This window comes from Qipengyuania mesophila, assembly GCF_019711655.1.
Classification (GTDB): domain Bacteria; phylum Pseudomonadota; class Alphaproteobacteria; order Sphingomonadales; family Sphingomonadaceae; genus Qipengyuania; species Qipengyuania mesophila.
The window spans coordinates 274,938-296,237 of the sequence record NZ_JAIGNU010000001.1; the positions used below are offsets into that span (position 1 = coordinate 274,938).

Consider the following 21,300-nt stretch of genomic DNA (forward strand, 5'->3'; position numbering starts at 1 on the left):
CATATTCCCCGCGCTATCGCTCGGGCGGGATCGAAAACTTGAGGGAAGGTCGCACTTCATGAATGCTCGTCTGCTGGCCGGTGCAATTGCACTCGGCTCCATTGCCCTGTCCACGCCTGTCCTGGCCGACGACCCGAACGATCCGTCGATGCGTTCGAGGCAGGCGCGCGAGCGCGATGCGGCGATCATCCGCCAGCTCAATCTCGAACAGCTGCGCTACGTCCAGAAGCGCGATGCCGAACAAGCCAAGGGCTGGCAGGCGACCCGCGATTATCCCAACCAGCTGGCCGAGCATGAAAAGCGCATGGCCGCCTGGCGCCACGCGGTGCGCATGTGCGAAAGCGGCCACTACGAATATTGCGCGCGCTGACGCGAGCGGTCGTACATCGTCGTATTCCGGCCCCGCCGGTGGGCGATGGTGCGCCACAGCCTGCCGCTCGCAGAGGCATCTGCACCGTTCGCCGACTAGTCTTGCTCCGGGCGAAAGAAGCGCGCTAGCAGGCGCGCGACTGTAATCCAGGGGACTCAAACATGCTTCGCACCCGTTCACTCGCCCGTGGCGCCGCCGTTTCGGCGCTGGCGCTGGGCCTTGCCCTGTCCGCGCCCGCCTACGCGCAGGGAGAAGACACTACCGCCGCTTCGAATGGCGAGAACACCATCGTCGTCACCGGCCAGGCCAAGATCGGCGACTACGGCCTCGACCTGACTGCGCGCGACACCGCCGCCAAGCCCGGCGACGACTTCGAACGCTATGCCAGCGGCGCCTGGATCGACCGCACCGAAATCCCCGGCGATCGCCCCTCGGTCGGATCGTTCTACAATCTGCGCGAAGACGTGACCGAGCAGGTCAACGGCCTCATCACCGAAGCGCCCGCGGGCACGCAATACGGTGCGCTCTACAGCAGCTTCATGGATGAAAAGGCGATCGAGAAGGTCGGTATCGCTCCGCTGAAGCGCGAACTGGCGCAGGTCGATGCGCTCGCCGACAAGGTCGAATTCGCCCGCTACATGGGGTCGACCTACGGCAAGTTCGGCGGCTCGCTGTTCGGCGCAGGCCCCTATGCCGATCCCGACGATCCGACGATGAACTCGCTGTGGCTGTTCTCCGCGGGCCTCGGCCTGCCGGAGAAGGACTATTACTTCAACGAGAAGTTCGCCCCGCAGCGCGCCGCCTACCTCGCCTATCTCGAGCGTACCTTCCGCAACATCGGCGAGAAGAACCCGCGCGAGGCGGCGAGCCGCGTGATGACCTTCGAAACCTATGTGGCGGAGCTCAACTGGGACGTCGAGCTGACGCGCCAGATCGAGAAGATCAACAATCCGATGTCGGGCGCCGAACTGGCCGCCTATGCGCCGGGCATCGACTGGGATGCTTTCTTCGAAGGCAACAACATCCCACCGCAGGACCGCATCATCGTCACCGACAACACTGCCGTTAAGGGCATTGCGGCGCTTTACGGCAGCACCGACCTCGAAACGCTGAAGCTGTGGCAGAAGGTCCGCATCAGCCACCAGGCATCGCCCTATCTCAACAAGAAGATGGTCGACAGCCGGTTCGAGTTCACCAGCGCGCTGAACGGCACCAGCGAACAGCGCGCCCGCTGGAAGCGCGCGGTCGACACCATCGACGGGCAGCTCGGCGAGCTGGTCGGCGAAGCCTATGTCGCCGAATACTTCCCCAGGATCGCCAAGACCCGCATGGACGAGCTGGTCACCAACCTGAAGCTCGCCATGGGCGACCGCATCCGCGAAAACGACTGGATGAGCGCCGAGACCAAGGCCGCAGCGCTCGAAAAGCTCGAGCGGATGGACGTGATGGTCGGCTACCCCAAGGAATTCCGCGACTATTCACAGCTGCCGATGTCGCCGGACGACCTCTACGGCAACATGGTCGCCGCGACCAAGTTCAACGCCGACTACCAGATGAGCGACCTCGGCAAGCCGGTTGATCGCAGCAAGTGGGGCATGAACCCGCAGACGGTGAACGCCTATAACGGCGGGCTGGAGAACAAGATGGTCTTCCCGGCCGGCATCCTGCAGCCGCCCTTCTTCGACCCCTGGGCCGACCCGGCGGTGAACTATGGCGCGATCGGCGTGGTCATCGGCCATGAAATCAGCCACGGCTTCGACGACCAGGGCCGCAAGATCGACGCCACCGGCGCGATCAGGGACTGGTGGACCGCGGGCGATGCGGAACGCTTCAATGCCGAAGCCAAGAAGTTCGGCGACCAGTATGCCAAGTTCGAAGTCGTCCCCGGCAGCTTCATCAATCCGGACCTGACGATGGGCGAGAACATCGCCGACCTCGCCGGCGTTCTAGTGGCCTACGATGCCTACAAGAAGTCGCTGAACGGCGAGGAAGCGCCGGTGATCGACGGGCTGACCGGCGACCAGCGCTTCTTCCTCGCCTATGCGCAGGTGTGGCGGGCCAAGGCGCGCGAAGACAGCCTGCGCAACCAGGTCGCCACCGACCCGCACAGCCCGGCGCGCTATCGTACGATCGCGCCGCTGCGCAATGTCGATGCGTGGTACGAAGCCTTCGGCATCACGCCCGACGACGAGATGTATATCGCGCCCGAGGATCGCGCGCGGATCTGGTAAGGAGATCGGGGGCGGCATCGGACCGGTAGGTTCGGGATGCCGCCCCCGGCTCATTCCGCAAAAATATGAACATGGCAGGCGATTTCGTTAAGGATTTCTCGTTACGGGTGCTATTTGCCCGTCAGGAGAGGGACTTAGGGACGCCAGCACGTGCAGATCGCCAAGCCATCTGACGACGATTCTGTCGGCGTGTTTTCGCGCATCCCGGTCGATTCCTCCGAGATCGAGCGCGAGGCGGTTATTGCCATGCTCGAGCGCGAGCGGCGTTCGCTGCCCTCGAGCCTGATCGCGATGGCGCTGATGGCGCTGGGGGTGGCAATGCTGCCCGACGTTGCTTTCATGGCCGGCCTGCTGGCACTGCGGCTTGCCTCTTTCCTGTTCACGCGCACCGCCGCATCGATGCTCGAGCGCCGGGTGCGTGCGCGCACCCCGCTGAAGAATTCGCGCCGGATCCTGATCCTCGCCATGGTACTGACCGGGGTGACGCTGGCCCTGCTCCTGTGGCCGCAGCCGGCCGACAGCCCGCTGGGCGCGGTACGGATGATCCAGCTGGTGGTGGTCGTCGCCGTCACGCTGATCTCGGTGACGCTGGCGGCCCTCCCCCGCTCGGTCGATGCCATGCTGGGGAGCTTCTGGGTGACCGCCTGCGCGCTGATCCTGTTCCATCCCGCGAACGGCGACCTGGCGATGATCGGCGTCGTCACGCTGGTCCTGCTCGGCATACGTCTCTACAGTTCGTCGGCCGGGCTGCACATGCGCAGTGCGGCGCAAATCCTGGTCGAGAACCGGCAATTGTCCGAAGACCTCGCCGATGCCCTGGCGCATGCAGAATTCCTCAGCTGGCGCGATCCGCTGACCGGGCTGTTCAACCGGCGCAAGCTGTTCGAGGAAACGCGCCTCGACGGCAGCGGGCTCTCGCGCCACCTGCTCACGATCGACCTCGACCGCTTCAAGGCGATCAACGACACTTATGGCCATGCGGTCGGGGACCGCGTCCTGATCGCGACTGCCGATGTCATTCGCGATTGGTGTCGCGCGCTCGGCGAGGACGGCGCGCACCAGTGCTTCCGGCTCGGCGGAGAGGAATTCCTCGTCTTTGCGCGCGGCTTCGACGATGCCGAGATGATCGAAGCCGCCGAACAGCTCCGCGGGCGTATAGCCGAGCTCGGCCAGCTTTTCCCCGATCATCCCGAAATCGCCATCTCGGCCTCGATCGGCCTGACCTGCTGGCGTTTCGGCGAAGGCCTCGACGATGCGCTGCAGCGCTCCGATGGCGCCTGCTACGAGGCGAAGGACCACGGTCGCAACCGGGTGCGCCGCGCCGCCTAACCCGCGCGGGCTGCCGCCCGGGCGTGGCACGGCAGCGACGAACCGGGGACCGATCCAGCCCCGTCGACCGTTCTCCCCATGAAACCGCCACCCGCACCGCGCGTGCAGATTTGTATTCCCTGCGCCGCAACGCTGGCTTGGCAACCCGATCGATCCGACGAAAGGTTCCCGCCCCATGGCCACGGACTTCGCGCGGACGGGGGACCAGCCCGACCGCCCGGGCCAATCCCCGGCGCGCGCCGACACATCAAGCGAGACGCTCAAGTCCATCCTTGCCGAGCTCAACCGTCCCCTCGACGATGTCGAATGGTCGGCCTCGCCGCAGCGGACGAAGGGCGAAAGCCCGCAGAGTTTCTTTGCCCGGCTGAGCCGCGAACGCCGCCATCGCCGCGAGTTGCGGCGTGCGCGCAAGGCCGCGTCGCAGGCCTTCGGCGTGCGGCCCAAGCTCTCCAACCGCAGGCGCGCGACGTTGATGCTCGGCGCCGGGGCGCTCGGCCTGACGGCGTTCACCGGCCCGCCCAAGGCCCGCAAACCGAGCACCGATGGCGTTGCCCAGCTGGTCGTCGATCAGGTCGATGTTGCGCGCATGCCCGCCGCGCTGCTCAAGGCGAGCGACTCCTTCAAGCGGACGCTGCTCGAAGAGGAAGGCGTGCGCTACACAGTCTATCGCGACGTCGCCGGATACAAGACCGTGGGGGTGGGCCATCTGGTCCGGCCCGAGGACGGGCTGGAGGTCGGCGACCGCGTGAGCGAGCGGCAGATGCGCGAGTTCCTCGCCTCCGACCTCACCGAGGCCGAGCGCGGCGTCCGTCGCCTGGTCGGCGACCTGCCGCTGCACCAGCACGAGTTCGATGCCCTGCTCGATCTCGTCTACAATGTCGGCTTCGGCAATGTTGCCGAGAGCGAGAGCCCGCGTCTCAACGCGGCGATCGCGGAAGGCGACTACGAGGCGATCGCCGCCGAGCTCGACTATACCCATGCCGGCGGCCGGTTCGCCCGCGGCCTGATGCATCGCAGCGACCGGCGCGAACGCATCTTCACCAATTCTGCCTATGGCGATCCGCGCGAAGCGGGAAAATCCCCCGACAATTCCGCCTGATCGTTCGAAGTTACACTGTTTTTACATTAACCGGCTAACACTCGCTCATGTCAGCGAGGAAAATGAGCGACGTGGCCGGGAAGACCAGCGAGCGGGACGAGCAGTGGCGCCGGGAGCGCCTGCGCGTGCTCGTGCACTCGGTCGCCGACCTTGAAGGCCGCACCTTTCTCGCCAATGTGATCGGGACGGCGCTGATCGTCGGCGCCGCCCAGTGGCTGCCCAACGCGCGCGACTTCCTGTTCCCGCTGGTGCTGCGTCTCGCGGCGATCCTGTGCAACGCCATCCTCTACCAGCATATCCGCAGACGCCTCCGCGCAGGCACCGACATACGCGTTTCGTTGCGCTCCGCCGCCGTCCTCGCGGCCTTCGGCGGGGCCAGCTGGGCCGGGCTGATCATTCCGGTGTTCCTCCGACCCCATCTTCACCCGGCCTCCTATATCGTCACGGCGGGTGTCTTCATCGGCGTTTCGCTCGTTCTGGCGAACACCTCGGCGATCAAGCGCATCGCCCTGCCCTTCGCAGCCGGGTTCGTGGTGACCTTCCTCGGCGCGGCCGCCCTGACCCCGTGGAACACGGCGGTCTGGCTGTTCGGCGGGCTGGCCTTCATCGCCACGGGTGTCGGCACCTTCAGCATCGGCAGCGCGCACCAGCGGCTCGACGCAGCCGATACGCTGGTCGAGAACCAGCGCCTGTCCGAGGAGCTGGAGGAGGCGCTGGCGCGCGCAGAATTCTTCGCCGACCACGACCCGCTGACCGGGCTGTTCAACCGCCGCGCGCTGTTCGATCGCCAGATCCACCTCGATGCCCCGGGCGACAAGCATCACATGCTCCTGATCGACCTCGACAATTTCAAGCAGGTCAACGATCGGTTCGGCCATGAGACGGGCGACCGCGTGCTGATAGAGGTGGCGCAGGTGCTGGGGGACTTCGTCGCCAGGTCACCGGGCGATGGCCATTTCGCCGCGCGTCTGGGAGGCGAGGAATTCGCCGTCTTCCTCGCGGTCTCGGACGATGACGAGGCGGACCGCATCGCCGCGCAGCTGCATCTGGCGATGAGCGGCGTTGCGGTCAGTATCGGCCTGCCGCCCAAGCTGGGCACCGCCTCGATCGGCATTTCGCCGATCTATCGCGGCGAACAGGTCTGCGATGCCTTGCACCGCGCCGACCATGCGCTCTATCAGGCGAAACGCGACGGCCGCGACCGGATTTGCCGCGAGGCCGCCTGATCCTCTAGCCATGCGCCGACCGAAACGGCGCCACCCGACCATGTCCCACCGCCTTTTCGTCGGAATCCGCCCGCCCACCCCGATCCGCGATGCGCTGATCGACCTGATGGAGGGCGTCGACCATGCCCGCTGGCAGGACGAGGAGCAGCTGCACCTGACGCTGCGCTATATCGGCGAGGTCGACACCCACATCGCCGACGACCTGGCCGAACGGCTGCGCGCCGCTGCCACGCCGGGCTTCGAACTGGCGATCGAGGGAACCGGCATCTTCGAGCGCAAGGGGCATGCGCATACGCTCTGGGCGGGTATTGCGCCCTCCCCTGCGCTCGCCCGGTTGCAGCAGCGCATCGAGAGGCTGTGCATCACCGCCGGGCTCGAACCCGAGCCGCGCAAGTACCACGCGCATGTCACGCTGGCGCGGCTCAACCGCGCAACCGGACCGCTCGCCCCGTTTCTCGCCCGCACCGCAGCACTGCGGTTGGGTCCGTGGCCGGTCGATTCCTATATCCTCTACGAAAGCACGTTGCATCCAGGAGGCTCGCTTTACGAGCCTGTCCTGCGCTATCCGCTCGAACCCGCACCATGACCCGCACCTCCTTCGTCCTTGCCGCCTGTTCCGCCGCCCTCATCGCCGGTTGCGCGCCCACGGATGAAACCCCCGCCGAACGCCCGACCGAAGCGCCCGAAGCCGCCGAGCCGCAGGCGGACGATTGCCTGCTGCTGGTGTGGTCGAACCAGAAGGAACGCAACGCGCGCTTCGATCGCGACCATGATTTCGTCGACGGCGGGGCCATTTCCTGCGCCACCGGGACCAGCGCGAGCCAGTTCGACGCCGCGATCCAGGCGCTGCGTGAGGCTGCGAAGAGCGGCAACAAGGCCCGGCTTCTCGAACAGCTCGGCCTGCCGCTGCTCTATATCGACGCACAGGGCGAGCGCCGCGAGATCGAGGATCGCGCCGAAGTGGAGGCGGTCTTCGACGAGATCTTCGATCCTTCCATGCTCGCGCTGCTCCAGCGCCTCGACCTTTCGCGGATGAGCGTGGCGAAGGATCAGGGCGGCTATTTCGAACTCGGCGCGCTGTGGCTCGTGGTCGATCAGGGAGGCGGCCGGCCGCGACTGATGACGGTTAACCGGCAGGTGCTGGACGAAGCGCTCGAGGCCGCGCGCGACCAGGCCGAGCGGAACCAGGGCGACCCCGTCCCGTTCGACTAACGTCAACTTTGCGCCGACCGGCGACTTGCACGTCCTTGCCTGGGCGTGCGAAGCGGTCCAAGCGCGCATCCATTATCGCATTCCTGCGCCCGGCGTCCGCCGCGCGCACTCACATCAGTAAGAGGGGAAAAGCATGAAGGCCCGCATTTTGGCCACCACCGCCGCAACCGCACTGTCGCTTGTCGCATTCACGGGAACCCCGGCCATGGCCCAGAGCAAGCAGGACAGCCAGTCGCTCGACTGGGACGTCGCCTATTTCGCCAACGACAGCGTGCTGCCGTTCAACGCGCCCGATTTCACCAAGATCTCGGAAGACGCCTATCTCCCGGCGTTCGAGAAGGGCATGGCGATCCAGAAGGCGGAGATCGACGCGATCATCAACAATCCCGCCGCGCCGACCTTCGAGAACACCATTGTCGCGCTGGAGAGGTCGGGCCGCATGCTCGGCCGCGTGGCGCGGGTGTTCTTCGCGCTGACCGGATCGAACACCACCGACAAGCTCGACGACATCAACACCGAAGTCAGCCCCAAGCTGACTGCGCATGGCGATGCCATTGCCCTCAATCCCGAGCTCTTCGCGCGGGTGAAGGCGGTCTATGACCAGCGCGCCGCGATGACGATGACCCGCGAAGACGCCAAGCTGCTCGAAGACACCTATGAAGGCATGGTCCATGCCGGCGCCTTGCTGACCGCGGCCGAGCGCGAGCGGGTGAAGGAAATCAACACCGAGCTGTCCGAAATCACCACCGAGTTCGGCCAGGCCGCACGCGATGCGATGGCCGACCAGCCGGTGATCTTCGACACCCGCGAAGAGCTCGCGGGCCTGTCCGATTCCGACATCAAGGCAGCCGCCGATCTCGCCACCGAGAAAGGCTTCGAAGGCAAATATGCCGTCGCGCTGCAGAACACCACGCAGCAGCCCCTGCTGCCGAGCATGAGCAATCGCGCCGCGCGCGAGAAGCTGTTCCAGGCAAGCTATCACCGCGCCGACGGCACCACCGACATCGACACGCGCGAACTGGTGGCGAAGATCGCCGCGCTGCGCGCCGAGAAGGCCGCGCTGTTCGGTGAGTCCGACTGGGCGAGCTACGCCATGTGGGACCGGATGGCCGAAAAGCCCGCCACCGCGCTGGGCTTCATGGAGCGCATGGTCCCCGCCCTCGCCGCGACGCAGCGGCGCGAGGCGGAGATGCTCAATGCGGCAATCGCGGCCGACGGCGGCAATTACGAAGTCCAGCCGTGGGACTGGTACCGCTATGCCAACAAGGTCAAGGCAGAGCGCTACGACCTCGACGAGGATGCGGTGGCCGAGTACTTCCAGCTCGACAAGGTGCTGGAAGACGGCGTGTTCTATGCCGCGAACAAGCTCTACGGGCTCAACTTCAAGCGTCGCACCGACCTGCCGGTCTACCACCCCGACGTGTGGACCTACACCGTCTACGACCGTGACGGCAGCGAGCTCGGCCTGTTCTACTTCGATCCCTTCCAGCGCGAGTCCAAGCGCGGCGGGGCGTGGATGAGCAATTTCGTCGACCAGAGCCACATGTGGGGCACCAAGCCGGTGATCTACAATGTGCTCAACATCCCCAAGGCGCCCGCGGGCGAGACGCAGCTGGTCAGCTTCGACAACGTCAACACCATGTTCCACGAGTTCGGCCACGCGCTGCACGGCTTCTTCGCCAACCAGCGTTACGAGAGCCTCTCGGGCACGGCCGTGGCGCGCGACTTCGTCGAATATCCGAGCCAAGTGAACGAGATCTGGGCGACCTATCCCGAGGTGCTGGCCAATTACGCCAAGCACTACAAGACCGGCGCCCCGATCCCGACCGAGATGATCGACAAGATCGACGCCGCCTCGAAGTTCAACCAGGGCTACGACTTCGGCGAGGTAGTCGAAGCCGCGCTGCTCGACATGAAGTGGGCGGCCCTGTCGAAAGACGAGGCTGCGGCGATCGACACGCCGGAGAAGGTCGATGCCTTCGAACGCAAGTCGCTCGAAGAGCTCGGGCTCGAGATCGACCTCGTCCCGCCGCGCTATCGCACGACCTATTTCAACCACATCTTCAGCGGCCCTACCGGCTATTCGGCGGGCTATTACAGCTATCTGTGGACCGAAATGCTCGACCGCGACAGCCGCAAGTGGTTCCTCGACAACGGCGGGCTGACGCGCGCCAACGGCGACCATTTCCGCGAAACGGTGCTGAGCACCGGCGGCACGATGGATTACTTCGAGATGTTCCGCAATTTCGCGGGCCGCGAACCCGACGTGACCCCGATGCTCGAAGCACGCGGCCTTACCGGAGGCGATGCGGCTGCCGATAGCGAGGTCTCCGACGACGGCCCGGCCGAAGTCGGCGATGCGGCTACCGACGTAACCGAATGATCAGCCGGTAACCAGGGCGCGGTGGCCCGGTTCGCCGATCCACCGCACCGGCACTTTCCAGACGCGCTCGATCACTTGCTGGTCGAGCGCGTTGTCGCATGCGCCGTCGGCGGCGATCCGCCCCTCGTCGAGCACGACCACGCGGTCGGCATTGTTCATCGCATGCGCGAGGTCGTGGAGCACGAGGACCACGCCCGCACCTGCGTCGGCCGCGCTGCGCAGATGCCGCAGCAGTGCGAGCTGGTGCGCGATGTCGAGCGCCGCCAGCGGCTCGTCGGCGAGGATCCAGCGCGGCTCGCCCGCCAGCACGCGCGCCAGCAGCACGCGCGCGGTCTCGCCGCCCGAGAGCGATTGTGCCCGGCGATCGGCGAGATCTGCGATGTCGAGCGCGGCGAGCGCGGTGTCGACAGGTTCGGCGCGTCGGTCGCCATGCGGCAGGCGGCCCAGCTCGACCAGGCTGCGCACCGGAACATCCCACGCGATTTCATGCGCTTGCGGGAGGTATCCGAGAAGCCGTGCGCGCTCCTTTGCAGGCGTCGAATGCAGGTCACGGTCGCCGAGCGCCACGCTGCCGGCATCGGGCGGCAGGAGCCCCGCGAACGCTTCGAGCAGGGTCGACTTGCCCGCGCCGTTGGGGCCGCAGATGGCCGTGATCGAACCGGGTTCGAGCGTGAGCGAAACGCCGGACAGCCGCTCCGCGATCGACAGATCGTGCGCCACCAGCCTCATGCGAGCCCCCGGCGCAGGCGCAGCAGCAGCCACAGGAAGAAGGGTGCGCCGAGCAGGCTCAAGGCGATGCCCAACCGCAGTTCGGTGACGAGCGGCAGGATCCGCACCACGCTGTCGGCGACGAGGACGAGCAGTGCCCCGGCAAGCGCGCTGGGCACGATCAGTTGCGACGGGCGGCGATCGGTCAGCGGGCGGACGAGATGCGGCACGATCAGCCCGACGAAGCCGATGATCCCCGCCACCGCCACGCTCGCGCCGACGGTCAGCCCGATACCGGCGATGAGCAGCCACAGCAGGCGCCGCGTATCGACACCGAGCGAGCGCGCCACCGGCTCGCCCAATGTCAGCGCGTCGAGCGCGCGCCCGCTGCGCCAGAGCAGGACGACGCCGAGCGCCACGAGCGGCGCGGCGAGCCAGACCTCGCGCCAGCTGCGGTCGGTCAGCGCGCCGTTGAGCCACATCACGATCTCGCTCATCGCGAAGGCGTTGGGCGCGAGGCTGATCGCCAGCGCTGTCAGCGCGCCGGCGAGGCTGGCCACCATCAGCCCGGCGAGCGTGAACAGCGCGATCCCGCCGGTGCGCCCGGCAATCGCGGCGAGCAGCGCCATCGCCCCGCCCGCGCCGACGAGCGCGAACAGCGGCAGGAGGAAGGGCGCGGCGGCATAGCCGAACCACAGCGCCGCGACTGCGCCGAGCGCGGCGCCGGGCGCAATGCCGAACAGTCCCGGATCGGCGAGCGGATTGCGCAGATAGCCCTGCATCGCCGCGCCGCTCGCCCCCAGCCCGGCGCCGACCACCACCGCGAGCAGCGCGCGCGGCAGGCGCAGGTCGGCGAGGATCAGCGCGGCATTGGGGGTGGTCGCGGGATCGAGCCAGACGCGTCCTGCCAGAAGTGAGAGCGGCAGCGCGAGGGCCAGCAACGCGGCGAAGATGAGCGTTGCGCGCGTCACGAAGCATTCTCGCGGATTTCGGCCAGCCGTTCGGCGGCGCGGATGATCGTCGGACCGCCGCAATAGAGCAGGCTGGTGTCGAAGGCCTCGCGGCGCATCTGCGGCAGGCGGTCGAGCACCGGGTGACGCTGCCCCACCTCGCCGCCCGCGACCAGCAGCACGCGCGGCGGCGTGGCGACCACATCTTCGAGCGCGACGTAGTCAGCCTGGCCAAGGCCGCGCCTGGGCGCGACATTGGCGAAGCCGGTCCGGCGTAACAGGTCGCTGACCAGCTCCTGCTCGCCCGCGACGATCCCCCCCGGCTGCCACAGGAGGATTTCGACCGGTTCGCCTGTCGCGGGTGCCGCCTCGCTCAGGGCATGCTCGATCTGCGCCACCAGCGCCTCGCCCGCCTCCGGGTCGCCCGCCAGCGCGGCGAGGTCGCGCACCTGCGCCTCGCTCGAGGCAACGTCGCGCGCAATGTCGAAGGTCGCCACCTCGACCCCGAAATCCTCGAGCGCGGCGCGCGTGGCGGGGGCAAGGAAGCTCCCCGCCACCACCAAATCGGGATCGAGCGCGAGCACTTCCTCGACGGTGCCGCCGGTCGCGGCGAAGCGCGCGGCCGTGCGTGCATCCATCGAGCTCGAGCGCGGATCCTTGCTGTAGTGCGAGATCGCCAGCAGCTGACCGGGCACGGTGACCTCGGCGAGCACCGCGTCGGTGCAGGGATTGAGGCTGACGATGGTGGGCCGCTCACTTTCCGCGACCCGCGTCGGCTCCGCGCCCGCGCATCCCGCAAGCAGGAGTACCAGCGCGGGCAGGAGGCGCCTCACATCCGCGCCCTCACCCCGACGAAGGCGCCGCGACCGGGGGAATTGTATCCCGCGACGCTCTGGTAGTCGGCATCGAAGACGTTCTCGATCCGGCCGTAGATCTCGACCGCGTCGGACAGCGGCATGGCGGCGCGCAGGTCGAAGACCTCGTATCCATCGAGCCGCACCGCATTGCCGGCATCGTCGAAGCTCGCGCCGACCAGCCGCAGGTCGGTGCCGAGCTTGAGCCCGAAGGGCGCCTCGTAGTCGGCGAAGAGCGTGGCCGTGTGGCGCGGCCGGCGCGCGAGGTCGAGGCCGGTGGTACGGTCCTCGGTATCGACGAAGCTGTAGACGCCCGAGAGGCGCAGGCCCGGCGCGAGGTCGAACCCCGCTTCTGCCTCGATCCCCTGCGCCCGCGCACGCGCGGTGTTGTCGTAGGTGCCGAAGGGGCGGTCGGTGCAGATCCCGCCGCTCACCCCGAAGCAGGAGACGAAGCCGATCAAATCCTCGCTGTCACGACGGAAGGCAGTGAGCGCCAGATGCGTCCCGCGCCCGCGTGTCCCCTTCTCGATACCGAGGTCGAAGCTGGTGCTTTCCTCGGGCTGGAGCAGCGGGTTGCCGTAATCCGACAACAGCTGGAACAGCGTGGGGGCCTTGAAACCTTCGCCAAGGCTCGCCCGCAGCCGCCAGTCGGTGCCGAAACCATAGGACAGGTCGGCGCCATAGCTGGCATTGCTGCCGAACAGCGAATGGTCGTCCACCCGCGAACCGACATGCGCGGCGACGCGGCCCATGGCGAAGCCGAGCTGGACATAGGCGCCGAAGATGTCGGCCTCGCCCGCGGGGCTGAAGCTCGCCGCATAGTCGGTCCATTCCTGCTCCGCGCCGAAGGCCACGGTGACCGGGCCGATGGCGCGATATTCGCCGCGCAGCGCCACGCGCTCGGAATGGCCGTCGGAAGCGAAGGTGGTCGCGCCGGTTGCGTCGCGATTGTCGCGCTCGGTGTCGGAGAGGCTGTAGGAGCCGCGCAGCGTCAGGTCGTTGCCGTACCAGGCGAAGCCGAGATCGCCCCAGTGGCGGCGCGTCTCCTGCGTCTCGAGCGTGTCGGCGAAGGCGTAGGTCGGCGGCGGGAAGCCGTCGAGATCGAGATCGCCCTCGCTCCAGTTGGCATGGGCGAAGACTTCGAGATTGCTGGTGACGTCGACGAACAGCTGGCCGCCGAGCGCGAGCTGCTCGAACCCGTCGGGCTCGGTTCCCGAAGCCGCGGTCGAGAAGCCATCGGTGCGGTACCACGAGCCAGTGAGGCCGGCGTAATAACCTTCGCCGCTGAGCCCGCCCGCCGCGCTGGCGAAGAGCGTGTCGCGCGCGCCATATTCGATATTGCCGCTGGCACCGGTCTCGCCGCGGGTCGAGATGTCGATCACCCCGCCGATTGCGTCGGAACCCCAGATCGTGCTGTTCGACCCGCGCAATATGTCGAGCTTGCCCGCCGTGCCGAGGAGGAGGTTGCCGAAATCGAACCCGCCGCCGGGCGCGGCCGGGTCGGCCACGCGCACGCCGTCGACCAGCACGAGCAGCTGTTCGGCATTGGCCCCGCGGATATTGACCGCGGTGAAGCCGCCGACCCCGCCGCTACGGCTGAGCGAAAGCCCAGGCGTACGTTGCAGCACGCGCGTTGCATCGCCGCCCTGGACGGCCTCGATTTCGGCGCGATCCACCACAATGACCGCCTGCCCAGTGTTCTCGACATTCGTGCTCAGGCCATTGGCGGTGACGGTAATCGTCGGCTGCGTGGCATCGGCAAGGACGATTGCGCCATCCTCATCCTCCACCGATTGAGCGAAGGCAGTCGAGGAAAACAGCGAAACCGAAGCAAGAAACAGATATTTACGCACAAAACCTCCCATCATAGACGAAGTGCCGTCCATGACGGGAAAGGGCGGAATTGCGCCTTTCCACGTTTGCCATCGGTACACCCCGCCCGCGGCCGAACGACGGTCATGGGCAGGTCTCCTGGCTCCCGGATCGACGCTCTCCCGCCGCCTTCCCGGGCTTGTGCCCAGTGGCCTGTGGCGGGATCGCTCCCCGGTCACAGTTGCGGGGGCAGCGAGGGCCTACGGAGACAGGTCTCCACCCTCTTCCCTTCTTCGGGCCTGCGCGAACAGGCCAACCCGTGACACGCGGTGCCACCTACCGTCCGATTTCACATCGCACAAGACGCTCTTCGTTAAGCTCTGCGATGCTAGGGATCGGCGCAGGCGCCGTCCCGCATCGGGATGGCGTGCGCGCGCGCCTACCGGAATGGCGCGCAAACGCCTATGTTCGGGAAGCAATGCGAGGAAGCGATTTGGCCAGGACGCAAGCGAAGAAGGGGATGGCGCCGCGCACAGCGGACGCTTCCTCGCCGCGCGTCCAGCGCCGCCAGGCGCGCCAGCGCGACCGGCGCCAGCTGTTCGCGCGCGGCGCGCTGCTGGCCGGCGCGGTCGCGCTTCCGACGGTCGCCGCGCAGGGCGAATGGGGCGAATTCGGGCGGTCGCTGGGGCTCGGGGACGAGCGCGTCGCGCTGGCGCCCATGCCGTTCGAGACCGCGGGCGAGAGCTTCCCGGGCTCGGCCTTCTATTATCTCGACGATGCTCCGCGACTGACGATGGACCTTGCCGACCTGCGCGAGAGTGAAGGAACGCTGGAGACGGTCGAGTTCGCCGAGAGCCACGGTGCGGGCGCGGCGGCGCAGGCCTTCCGCCAGGCGGGCAGCGGGCTCGACAAGGCGCGCGCGCTGCAATGCCTGTCGATGGCGGTCTATTACGAAGCGGCGAGCGAGAGCTATTCGGGCCAGCAGGCGGTGGCGCAGGTGGTGCTCAACCGCGTCGCGCATCCCGCCTATCCGGCGAGCGTCTGCGGGGTGGTGTTCCAGGGTTCCGAGCGCAAGACCGGCTGCCAGTTCAGCTTCACCTGCGACGGCTCGATGGCGCGCAAGCCCTCGCGGCGCGGCTGGGCGGTGGCGCAATCGGTCGCGCTCGCGGCACTGGCGGGCGAAGTCTACAAGCCGATCGGCCTGGCGACGCATTACCACACCAATTACGTCAATCCCTATTGGGCGGCGAGCCTCGACTATATCGGCGCGATCGGCGCGCACCGCTTCTATCGCTGGAAGGGTGGCGCCGGCACTGCGGGTGCCTTCAGCGACGCCTATGCCGGCAGCGAACCGCTTGCCGCGCCGAGCGTGCGCCGCGCCGAAGCCGACGTGCCCGGACCCGTGGCCCCCGCCCCCCCTTCGAACGATGCGATCGGCCTCGGCCCCTCAGGCGATCCGCCGGTCGGCGCTGCTGCGGCGGCGCCAGCGAACGGCAAGCTGCCGCAATCGGGCCGTATCCGCGAGGAATATGCCAATTCGGGCAAGTGGATCAGCCAGCCGGGCAAGCAGTAGGCGCGCAGCCTCGGAAATTATCCTTTACGGCTCCACAACCATGTCACAACACCGAAGCTTAGCGCGGCCCCGCTAGAAGCGCCGGTACCCCGGTCGTTTCCATAGGAATCCAGGCATGCCCCTCCGTTTTGCCGCCGCCCGCACCCCCGCCACTTCCCCGATCGCCCGTGCCCTGGCGCGAAAATCCCCCGGTCGCCCCGCAAACGACAATGGCGATGCGCCGCTGGTCTCGCCGACTTCGCGGATCGATCCCGCGATGCGCGCCGCGCTGAGGCAATTCGCCTCGCACGGCATGGCGGCGGCGGGAATTGCCCGCCACCAGGCCGAGAAGGCCCATTTCGCGGGCGAAGGCGATGCCTATCGCTGGTGGCTCGACATCTGCCGCACGCTCGACCGGCGCCTCGCCGAACGGCTCGAACGCTCGCTTGCCATCGAGGATCTGCTGGCCCACTAGAGCCCCGGCGCCGAGCTGCCGCCCACAACCCGTTCGCGCGGTACCGAGGGCACTGGACAGCCATGTAAAACGCCATTATTGAAATTGCGAACCATTTGCAAAGATAGTTTTGCGCCGCCGATCATTGGCGGTTGCATTCACCCCTGCACCGTCCTAGTGCCCCTCTCGCAATCGACCGGGCGCCGTGCCTCCTTTGCGGGACACCTGATGCATGGCCCATCATCGGTCCGGGTATCATCACTGTCCCGCACGGCAGGAACAAGGACCCTACCCCCATGGCACGCAAGAAGATCGCCCTTATCGGCGCCGGCATGATCGGCGGCACGCTCGCGCACCTCGCGGCGAAGAAGGAAATGGGCGACATCGTCCTGTTCGACATCGCCGAGGGCATGCCGCAGGGCAAGGCGCTCGATCTCAGCCAGTGCGGCCCGATCGAAGGCTTCGACGCCTCGATCAAGGGGACCAACGATTATGCCGACATCGCCGGTGCCGACGTGGTGATCGTTACGGCCGGTGTCCCCCGTAAGCCGGGCATGAGCCGCGACGATTTGCTCGGCATCAACCTCAAGGTGATGAAGGCGGTCGGCGAAGGCATCAAGAACAACTGCCCCGACGCTTTCGTGATCTGCATCACCAACCCGCTCGATGCGATGGTCTGGGCGCTGCGCGAATTCAGCGGCCTGCCGCACAACAAGGTGGTCGGCATGGCCGGCGTGCTCGACAGCGCGCGCTTCGCCACCTTCCTCGCCTGGGAATTCGGCTGCTCGGTGAAGGACGTCAACGCCTTCGTCCTCGGCGGCCACGGCGACACCATGGTCCCCGTCACCAGCTACACCACGATCAACGGCATCCCGGTCAACGACTACGCCAAGATCAAGGGCGTTTCGCCCGACCGCATCGACGAGATCGTCAAGCGCACCCGCGCGGGCGGCGGCGAAATCGTCCAGCTGCTCGGCAACGGCTCGGCCTATTACGCGCCCGCCACCAGCGCGATCGCCATGGCCGAAGCCTATCTCGGCGACCAGAAGCGCATCCTGCCCTGCGCCAGCTATGTCGAGGGCAAATACGGCCTCGACGGCCTCTATGTCGGCGTCCCGACCGTGATCGGCGCGGGCGGCACCGAGGAAGTGATCGAGATCGAACTCTCGGACGAAGAAGCCAAGAACCTCAAGGTCTCGACCGACGCGGTCGAGGAACTTCTCGAAGCCTGCAAGGGCCTCGACAGCTCGCTCGCCTGAACGGCGAATCCCACCGAACAGGAGTAGAGACTCAATGAGCATTCTCGTCGACAAGAACACCAAGGTCATCACCCAGGGGATGACCGGCGATACCGGCACCTTCCACACGCAGCAGGCGCTCGCCTATGGCACGCAGATGGTTGCGGGCGTGACTCCCGGCAAGGGCGGCACCACCCATATCGACCTGCCGGTGTTCAACACCGTCGCCGAAGCCAAGGCCGAAACCGGCGCGACCGCTTCGTGCATCTACGTGCCGCCGCCGTTCGCCGCGGATTCGATCCTCGAGGCGATCGACGCCGAGGTCGAGCTGATCGTGGCGATCACCGAGGGCATTCCGGTGCTCGACATGGTCCGCGTCAAGCGCGCGCTGCAGGGTTCGAAGTCGCGCCTGATCGGCCCGAACTGCCCCGGCGTCCTCACCCCCGGCGAATGCAAGATCGGCATCATGCCCGGCAGCATCTTCAAGAAGGGCAGCGTCGGCGTCGTCAGCCGCTCGGGCACGCTGACCTATGAAGCCGTCCACCAGACCACCATGGTCGGCCTCGGCCAGACCACCGCGGTCGGCATCGGCGGCGACCCGGTCAACGGCACCAATTTCATCGACGTGCTCGACCTCTTCCTCGACGACGAGGAAACCAAGAGCATCATCATGATCGGCGAGATCGGCGGCAGCGCCGAGGAAGAAGCCGCCGAATTCATCAAGCAGGAAGCCGCCAAGGGCCGTTCGAAGCCGATGGTCGGCTTCATCGCGGGCCGCACGGCGCCTCCGGGCCGCCGCATGGGCCATGCCGGCGCGATCGTCTCGGGCGGCCAGGGCGGCGCCGAGGACAAGATCGCGGCGATGGAAGCCGCGGGCATCCGCGTCAGCCCCTCGCCGAGCGAACTCGGCACCACGCTCGACGCGCTGCTCAAGGAACTCGCCTGACATACGGCGCGGACCGCCCTCCTCCCCGGGACCGTCCGCGCCGCTGAGGCATTGCCATTAGGAGCCGACAACGAGTCGGCGCGAGTAAGGTGACCCCGGATGGGCAACGAAAGCCACGATTTCATCCCCGAACTGGGCGACCAGGACGGTCCGCAGCAGGGCCCGAGCTGGGGCAACCCGCGCTGGCTGGCCGAAGTGGTCGACAGCGGCGCCGACCTGACCGCCGCGCTCGATCCGACGCAGATGCGCATCGCCGTCGCCCAGGCGGCGGAGAAGGCGGGCAAGGCGACCGATCCCAAGGCGATCGAGCAGGCGGCGGACGATTCGATCCGCGCCATGCTGCTCGTGCGGCTCTATCGCGTGCGCGGCCACCTCGCGGCCAATCTCGACCCGCTGCACCTGTCGCACCGCGAGGTGCCCGAGGACCTGACGCTCGAATGGCACGGCTTCGCCGGCCAGGAGGCCAAGGAAGTCTATGTCGGCGGCGTGTTCGGCTTCGAATGGATCACCGTCGGTGAGTTGTTCGACGCGCTGCGCGCCACCTATTGCGGCAATGTCGGCCTCGAATACATGCACATCTCGGACACCGAGGAACGCCGGTTCCTGCAAGACAAGTTCGAGACACCCGAAGAGACGATCCAGTTCACCGACGAAGGCAAGAAGGCGATCCTCGCCGCCGTGATCCGCGGCGAGCAATACGAGGCCTTCCTCGGCAAGAAATACGTCGGCACCAAGCGCTTCGGCCTCGACGGCGGTGAATCGATGATCCCCGCACTCGAGGCGGTGATCAAGTACGGCGGCCAGCTGGGCGTGCGCGAAATCATCTACGGCATGGCCCACCGCGGGCGCCTGAACGTGCTCGCCAACGTCATGGGCAAGCCTTACAAGGTCATCTTCCACGAATTCTCGGGCGGCAGCGCCAACCCCGACGATGTCGGCGGTTCTGGCGACGTGAAATACCACCTCGGCACCAGCACCGACCGCGAATTCGACGGCATCAACGTGCACATGTCGCTGGTCCCCAACCCGAGCCACCTCGAGGCGGTCAATCCGGTCGTGCTCGGCAAGACCCGCGCGCAGCAGGCGATCCGCGACGATCTCAAGCAGCACGAGCAGGTCCTTCCGGTCCTGCTGCACGGCGACGCCGCCTTCGCCGGCCAGGGTATCGTCTGGGAATGCCTCGGCTTCTCGGGCGTCCGCGGCTACAACACCGGCGGCTGCCTGCACTTCGTCATCAACAACCAGATCGGCTTCACCACCAGCCCGCAATTCGCGCGGTCTTCGCCTTACCCGAGCGACGTCGCGAAGGGCGTCCAGGCACCGATCCTCCACGTCAACGGCGACGATCCCGAAGCGGTGACCTTCGCCTGCAAGCTGGCGGTCGAATACCGCCAGACCTTCGGCCGCGACATCGTGATCGACATGTGGTGCTATCGCCGCTTCGGCCACAACGAGGGCGACGAACCCAAGTTCACCCAGCCGCTGATGTATGACGAGATCCGCAAACACCCGAAGGTGAGCGAGATCTACTCGGCGCGCCTCCAGGAAGAAGGCGTGATCGAGGCCGGCTATGCCGACGGGCTGTGCGCCGAATTCACCGACCTGCTCGAAAAGGAATTCGCGGAGGCGAAGGACTACAAGCCCGACCAGGCCGACTGGTTCGGCGGACGCTGGTCGGGCATGAACAAGCCCGCCGATCCCGAGACCGCGCGCCGCAATGTCGAGACCGCGATCGAGAAGAAGCTGTTCGACAGCCTCGGCCGCACGCTCACCGCCGTCCCCGACGATCTGACGATCCACAAGACGCTGGGCCGCGTGCTCAAGGCCAAGAACGACATGTTCGACAGCGGCGAAGGCTTCGACTGGGCCACCGCCGAGGCGCTCGCCTTCGGCAGCCTCGTCACCGAAGGCTTCGGCGTGCGCCTGTCGGGCCAGGATTCGGGCCGGGGCACCTTCAGCCAGCGCCACGCCGTCTGGGTCGACCAGAAGGACGAGCACAAATACATCCCGCTGACCACGCTGCCGCACGGCAAGTTCGAGGTCTACGACAGCCCGCTGTCCGAATACGGCGTGCTCGGCTTCGAATACGGTTTCGCCATGGCGGACCCGAAGACACTGGTTCTGTGGGAAGCACAGTTCGGCGACTTCGCCAACGGCGCGCAGATCATGATCGACCAGTTCATCGCCGCGGGCGAGGTCAAGTGGCTGCGCGCGAACGGACTGGTCCTGCTGCTGCCGCACGGCTTCGAGGGCCAGGGGCCCGAGCACAGCTCGGCGCGTCTCGAGCGCTTCCTGCAGCTGTGCGCCAACGACAATATGTGCGTGTGCAACATCACCACGCCGGCGAACTACTTCCACGTGTTGCGCCGCCAGATGCTGCGCAGCTTCCGCAAGCCGCTGGTCATCATGACTCCCAAGAGCCTGTTGCGGCATCCGCTGGCGAAGTCGGAAGCGAAGGAGTTCATGGGCGACCATCACTTCATGCGGATCAAGTCCGACATGAAGGAAATCGCCGACGAGAAGGTGAAGCGCCTCGTGCTGTGCAGCGGCAAGGTCGCCTACGACCTGATGCAGCGCCGCGACGAAGCGGAACTCGAGGATGTTTCGGTGGTTCGCATCGAACAGCTCTATCCCTTCCCCGGCGAGCCGCTCGCCGCACGTCTGAAGCGGATGACCAAGCTCGAGCAGATCGTCTGGTGCCAGGAAGAGCCCAAGAACAACGGCGCCTGGTTCTTCGTCGATCGCGCGATCGAGGAAGCCGCCGAGGCTGCGGGCAAGAGCGGCATGCGCCCCTGCTATGCCGGCCGCGAAGTCGCCGCCTCGCCCGCCACCGGCTATGCCAGCCGCCACCAGGTGCAGCAGGAAGCCCTCGTCAACATCGCGCTCGGACTGAACGGCCACGCGCCGAACGTCCGCAGTGACTGCAAGTAATCCGG

The 21,300-nt window shown here is 66.9% G+C and carries 17 protein-coding genes and 1 riboswitch; of the genes, 13 read left to right on the forward strand and 4 right to left on the reverse strand.

What is annotated here, in order from left to right:
• Positions 1-58 precede the first annotated feature (58 nt).
• The 8 genes from K3181_RS01340 to K3181_RS01375 all read left to right on the forward strand — a co-directional run bounded on the left by K3181_RS01340 (position 59) and on the right by K3181_RS01375 (position 9,850).
• Positions 59-370 (forward strand): hypothetical protein, encoded by a 312-nt coding sequence (locus K3181_RS01340; RefSeq protein ID WP_221600096.1) that lies wholly within the window; start codon positions 59-61, stop codon positions 368-370.
• 161 nt (positions 371-531) lie between these two features.
• Positions 532-2,601 (forward strand): M13 family metallopeptidase, encoded by a 2,070-nt coding sequence (locus tag K3181_RS01345; protein ID WP_221600098.1) that lies wholly within the window; start codon positions 532-534, stop codon positions 2,599-2,601.
• 150 nt (positions 2,602-2,751) lie between these two features.
• Entirely contained in the window at positions 2,752-3,930 is a 1,179-nt protein-coding gene (locus tag K3181_RS15780; protein WP_221600100.1) for a GGDEF domain-containing protein, read from the forward strand.
• A gap of 175 nt (positions 3,931-4,105) precedes the next feature.
• On the forward strand, positions 4,106-5,029 hold the full coding sequence (locus K3181_RS01355; RefSeq protein WP_247714823.1) for a lysozyme: 924 nt from the start codon (positions 4,106-4,108) through the stop codon (positions 5,027-5,029).
• 62 nt (positions 5,030-5,091) lie between these two features.
• On the forward strand, positions 5,092-6,255 hold the full coding sequence (locus K3181_RS01360) for a GGDEF domain-containing protein (RefSeq protein ID WP_221600102.1): 1,164 nt from the start codon (positions 5,092-5,094) through the stop codon (positions 6,253-6,255).
• Positions 6,256-6,295: 40 nt separating this feature from the next.
• Positions 6,296-6,841 carry an RNA 2',3'-cyclic phosphodiesterase gene (gene thpR, locus K3181_RS01365; RefSeq protein WP_221600103.1) on the forward strand — a complete coding sequence of 182 codons (546 nt, stop codon included), beginning with the start codon at positions 6,296-6,298 and terminating at the stop codon, positions 6,839-6,841.
• Entirely contained in the window at positions 6,838-7,467 is a 630-nt protein-coding gene (locus K3181_RS01370) for a hypothetical protein (RefSeq protein WP_247714824.1), read from the forward strand. Before thpR ends, K3181_RS01370 begins: the two co-directional genes overlap by 4 nt.
• Positions 7,468-7,600: 133 nt before the next feature.
• A complete protein-coding gene (locus tag K3181_RS01375; protein WP_221600105.1) occupies positions 7,601-9,850 on the forward strand; it encodes a M3 family metallopeptidase in 2,250 nt (749 codons plus the stop codon).
• On the opposite strand, the gene K3181_RS01380 is transcribed toward K3181_RS01375, so the two are convergent.
• From K3181_RS01380 to K3181_RS01395, 4 genes are read right to left on the reverse strand one after another with little or no spacing between them, the layout of a single operon-like run.
• A complete protein-coding gene (locus K3181_RS01380) occupies positions 9,851-10,579 on the reverse strand; it encodes an ABC transporter ATP-binding protein (RefSeq protein ID WP_221600107.1) in 729 nt (242 codons plus the stop codon).
• Positions 10,576-11,529 (reverse strand): FecCD family ABC transporter permease, encoded by a 954-nt coding sequence (locus K3181_RS01385; protein WP_221600109.1) that lies wholly within the window; start codon positions 11,527-11,529, stop codon positions 10,576-10,578. The genes K3181_RS01380 and K3181_RS01385 overlap by 4 nt, the downstream gene beginning before the upstream one ends.
• Positions 11,526-12,341: an ABC transporter substrate-binding protein gene (locus K3181_RS01390; protein ID WP_221600111.1), complete on the reverse strand. Its 816-nt coding sequence runs from the start codon at positions 12,339-12,341 to the stop codon at positions 11,526-11,528. The genes K3181_RS01385 and K3181_RS01390 overlap by 4 nt, the downstream gene beginning before the upstream one ends.
• On the reverse strand, positions 12,338-14,215 hold the full coding sequence (locus tag K3181_RS01395; RefSeq protein ID WP_221600114.1) for a TonB-dependent receptor plug domain-containing protein: 1,878 nt from the start codon (positions 14,213-14,215) through the stop codon (positions 12,338-12,340). The genes K3181_RS01390 and K3181_RS01395 overlap by 4 nt, the downstream gene beginning before the upstream one ends.
• Before the next feature lie 91 nt (positions 14,216-14,306).
• Positions 14,307-14,510: riboswitch (cobalamin riboswitch) on the reverse strand.
• A 157-nt stretch (positions 14,511-14,667) separates the two neighbouring features.
• Between K3181_RS01395 and K3181_RS01400 the strand changes: the two genes are divergently transcribed.
• The 5 genes from K3181_RS01400 to K3181_RS01420 all read left to right on the forward strand — a co-directional run bounded on the left by K3181_RS01400 (position 14,668) and on the right by K3181_RS01420 (position 21,295).
• The gene (locus tag K3181_RS01400) at positions 14,668-15,747 is read left to right on the forward strand and encodes a cell wall hydrolase (RefSeq protein ID WP_247714825.1); all 1,080 of its coding nucleotides are present in this window, start codon (positions 14,668-14,670) and stop codon (positions 15,745-15,747) included.
• Between the two features lie 115 nt (positions 15,748-15,862).
• A complete protein-coding gene (locus K3181_RS01405; protein ID WP_221600115.1) occupies positions 15,863-16,201 on the forward strand; it encodes a hypothetical protein in 339 nt (112 codons plus the stop codon).
• A gap of 275 nt (positions 16,202-16,476) precedes the next feature.
• Complete coding sequence (gene mdh, locus K3181_RS01410; RefSeq protein WP_221600117.1) at positions 16,477-17,439, forward strand: malate dehydrogenase; 963 nt, start codon at positions 16,477-16,479, stop codon at positions 17,437-17,439.
• A gap of 34 nt (positions 17,440-17,473) precedes the next feature.
• Entirely contained in the window at positions 17,474-18,364 is an 891-nt protein-coding gene (gene sucD / locus K3181_RS01415; protein ID WP_221600119.1) for a succinate--CoA ligase subunit alpha, read from the forward strand.
• A 99-nt stretch (positions 18,365-18,463) separates the two neighbouring features.
• Positions 18,464-21,295 (forward strand): 2-oxoglutarate dehydrogenase E1 component, encoded by a 2,832-nt coding sequence (locus K3181_RS01420; RefSeq protein ID WP_221600120.1) that lies wholly within the window; start codon positions 18,464-18,466, stop codon positions 21,293-21,295.
• Positions 21,296-21,300 lie beyond the last annotated feature (5 nt).

Excerpts from the sequence above, each read along its gene's own strand:
- K3181_RS01370 (WP_247714824.1), top strand. The coding sequence starts at position 6,838 with ATGACCCGCACCTCCTTCGTCCTTGCCGCCTGTTCCGCCGCCCTCATC.
- K3181_RS01355 (WP_247714823.1), top strand. The coding sequence starts at position 4,106 with ATGGCCACGGACTTCGCGCGGACGGGGGACCAGCCCGACCGCCCGGGC.
- mdh (WP_221600117.1), top strand. The coding sequence starts at position 16,477 with ATGGCACGCAAGAAGATCGCCCTTATCGGCGCCGGCATGATCGGCGGC.
- K3181_RS01340 (WP_221600096.1), top strand. The coding sequence starts at position 59 with ATGAATGCTCGTCTGCTGGCCGGTGCAATTGCACTCGGCTCCATTGCC.
- sucD (WP_221600119.1), top strand. The coding sequence starts at position 17,474 with ATGAGCATTCTCGTCGACAAGAACACCAAGGTCATCACCCAGGGGATG.
- K3181_RS01405 (WP_221600115.1), top strand. The coding sequence starts at position 15,863 with ATGCCCCTCCGTTTTGCCGCCGCCCGCACCCCCGCCACTTCCCCGATC.
- K3181_RS01345 (WP_221600098.1), top strand. The coding sequence starts at position 532 with ATGCTTCGCACCCGTTCACTCGCCCGTGGCGCCGCCGTTTCGGCGCTG.
- K3181_RS01420 (WP_221600120.1), top strand. The coding sequence starts at position 18,464 with ATGGGCAACGAAAGCCACGATTTCATCCCCGAACTGGGCGACCAGGAC.
- K3181_RS01360 (WP_221600102.1), top strand. The coding sequence starts at position 5,092 with ATGAGCGACGTGGCCGGGAAGACCAGCGAGCGGGACGAGCAGTGGCGC.
- K3181_RS01380 (WP_221600107.1), bottom strand. The coding sequence starts at position 10,579 with ATGAGGCTGGTGGCGCACGATCTGTCGATCGCGGAGCGGCTGTCCGGC.
- K3181_RS01375 (WP_221600105.1), top strand. The coding sequence starts at position 7,601 with ATGAAGGCCCGCATTTTGGCCACCACCGCCGCAACCGCACTGTCGCTT.
- thpR (WP_221600103.1), top strand. The coding sequence starts at position 6,296 with ATGTCCCACCGCCTTTTCGTCGGAATCCGCCCGCCCACCCCGATCCGC.